The organism is candidate division KSB1 bacterium (assembly GCA_022562085.1).
In the GTDB taxonomy this organism is placed as follows: domain Bacteria; phylum Zhuqueibacterota; class Zhuqueibacteria; order Oceanimicrobiales; family Oceanimicrobiaceae; genus Oceanimicrobium.
In genome coordinates this window covers 1-2,254 of sequence record JADFPY010000484.1, presented here as the reverse complement: position 1 = coordinate 2,254, position 2,254 = coordinate 1, and the positions used below count along the sequence as shown (strand labels likewise).

Here is a 2,254-nt window from a genome sequence, read left to right as displayed (position 1 = left end):
TTGTTTAGGTCTGACTTTGATGTTTGGTCCGATTGGACTTGGTCTTTACTTTATAATTCGGTGGACTTTTAAACGCACGTTAATGATCGAAAACTCTTAAGTTTTGAAAGGTTACGAGCATTGAAATTAACCGAAGAAGCAGTCGTCGAAAAATACTTCAAGAAAATTGATCAGTCCGTCACACGCTGGATGGCTTTTACGGGTTTAACTTTTTTGCGAGTCGCACTTGGGGTTATTTTCTTTTGGTTTGGGGTGCTTAAGTTTTTTCCGGGGTTAAGTCCGGCCGAAAATTTAGTTCGTAATACGGTCTACTTTATTGATCCTGATATTTTTATTCCGATTCTTGCCACCTGGGAAGCGCTAATCGGTGTTGGGCTGATTACGGGAAAGTTTATGCGGTTAACTTTGTTGCTCTTGTTTTTACAAATGCCCGGAACCGCTCTGCCACTGTTAATTTTACCTGATGTTGTGTGGAATGTTTTTCCTTATGGATTGACGATTGAAGGGCAATACATTGTTAAGAATTTGGTACTGATCGGAGCAGGATTAGTTTTGGGTGGAACCGTGCGGGGCGGAAGATTAAATCCCGATCCGGATTAACTGTAAAAATTGATGGTCGGTAGTAAATAGCAGCTAGGGAATTCCTGATTTCGGGTGTATGAATGACGGATGTGCATTTGTCTGTGTCAGTTAATCTTAAGGGAGGAGCCATGAGGTTAATTTTTACCCGATTTATTGTCGTTGCGGTTTTATTACAGAATTTCTGGGGCTGCAGCTCGGAAAATCCAACAGCGCCCACAGCCACCGATTTAAACGACATTCCGGCGCTTATGGATTTTATAATGTGCCCGGTGTAAGTATCGCTGTGATTAAAGATTTCCAGATCGATTATTTTCAGGTTTACGGCGTCAAAGATGTGCAAACTCAGGAACCGGTTGCCGGAGAGACTCTGTTTCAGGCGGCTTCTATCAGTAAATCGGTTTCTGCCATGGCAGCGGTAAAATTCGTGCAGGATGGAAAAATTTTGTTTGAGAAAATATCAACTCAAAGTTGACCACGTGGAAAGTGCCGGAGAATCAATTTACGGCTAATGAAAAAGTGACGTTGAGAAGGCTCATCAGCCACACGGCGGGCACGACCGTGCACGGGTTTCGTGGTTATCGCTACACTGAACCGGTTCCGTCTTTAGTAGAGGTTTTAAATGGAGCCTCGCCTGCGAACTCGCCGGTCATTTTTGTGGACCGGATGCCGGGTCGCGAATTCAAGTATTCCGGCGGCGGCTTTTGTATTATGCAGCAGGCTTTAATTGATGTCGAACAAAAACCATTTCCACAAATTCTGCAAGAGCTGGTGCTTGGCCCGCTTGGGATGCAAAACAGTGCATTTGCCCAACCTCTACCGGCACAAGAAGTAAGCTACGCGAGTTCAGGACATTATACAAATGGAAACGTTGTACCCAGCAAACATCACATTTATCCTGAAATGGCGGCAGCCGGCCTTTGGACCACACCTAACGATTTAGCTTTGTTTCTGATTGAGCTGCAACGCTCCTTGCGCGGAGAATCAAATAAAGTTCTGACAACGGAGATGGTGCAAAAGATGATGTCTCCCGTTGTTGTTGGAAGTTATGGTTTAGGCTTAGAGATTTACCAGGTTAGTGCAGAAAAATATTTCGGGCAGGGCGGCGCTAATGAGGGCTTCCGGTGTTTGATGATCGCGCACAATTCCGGTGTGGGTTTGGTTGTAATGACAAACAGCGACAATGGCAGTAAACTCAACGATAAGATTTTTGATTTGATTGCAACAAAGGAAAATTGGCCGGGAGCTTTATAAATAAAGTCTTTCTTGCGAACTATCCTACCTTTTATTGAATTTCCATATTATATTATAGTGTTCAAACCGACTCGCAGAACGAAAAGCGTTGAGCGAGAAGCGATGTCTTTGTGCGCTCTTCGCTTTTTCGCTCTACGCTCTTCGAAAATATCTTTCCCCTAATAAAAAAAAATTTAAATTCCCAAGCAACTCTCTCTCAACAAACTGTGTCTTACAAATCGAATCTCGAGATTTAAACCGACGGAGACAATTTGCTGCAAGCGGCGATTAGACTGAATAAAAACAAAAACGTTTTTCACGCGAAAAAGAGCGACGAATCTGGTAGCATCGATTTGGAGCTGGTGCAGCGCTGTTGCAAAGGCGAGCGCAAAGCGCAATTCGAGCTCTACCAACTTTATAAAGATCGGGTTTTCAATATTGC

5 protein-coding genes are annotated in these 2,254 nt (G+C 43.7%); all 5 read left to right on the top strand.

Annotated elements, in window-relative coordinates:
- Window positions 1-189 precede the first annotated feature (189 nt).
- Window positions 190-600 carry a DoxX family membrane protein gene (locus IH879_22560; GenBank protein ID MCH7677711.1) on the top strand — a complete coding sequence of 137 codons (411 nt, stop codon included), beginning with the start codon at window positions 190-192 and terminating at the stop codon, window positions 598-600.
- 110 nt (window positions 601-710) lie between these two features.
- Window positions 711-857 carry a hypothetical protein gene (locus IH879_22555; GenBank protein ID MCH7677710.1) on the top strand — a complete coding sequence of 49 codons (147 nt, stop codon included), beginning with the start codon at window positions 711-713 and terminating at the stop codon, window positions 855-857.
- Window positions 845-1,054, top strand: a complete 210-nt coding sequence (locus tag IH879_22550; protein ID MCH7677709.1) for a beta-lactamase family protein — start codon at window positions 845-847, stop codon at window positions 1,052-1,054. Before IH879_22555 ends, IH879_22550 begins: the two co-directional genes overlap by 13 nt.
- The gene (locus IH879_22545; protein ID MCH7677708.1) at window positions 1,051-1,833 is read left to right on the top strand and encodes a beta-lactamase family protein; all 783 of its coding nucleotides are present in this window, start codon (window positions 1,051-1,053) and stop codon (window positions 1,831-1,833) included. The genes IH879_22550 and IH879_22545 overlap by 4 nt, the downstream gene beginning before the upstream one ends.
- Before the next feature lie 251 nt (window positions 1,834-2,084).
- Window positions 2,085-2,254: hypothetical protein (locus IH879_22540; GenBank protein MCH7677707.1), on the top strand; the 170-nt coding region annotated here is incomplete at its 3' end.

Bases quoted from the DNA above. Each gene is read 5' to 3' on its own strand.
- IH879_22560 (MCH7677711.1), top strand. From the start codon at position 190: ATGGCTTTTACGGGTTTAACTTTTTTGCGAGTCGCACTTGGGGTTATT.
- IH879_22555 (MCH7677710.1), top strand. From the start codon at position 711: ATGAGGTTAATTTTTACCCGATTTATTGTCGTTGCGGTTTTATTACAG.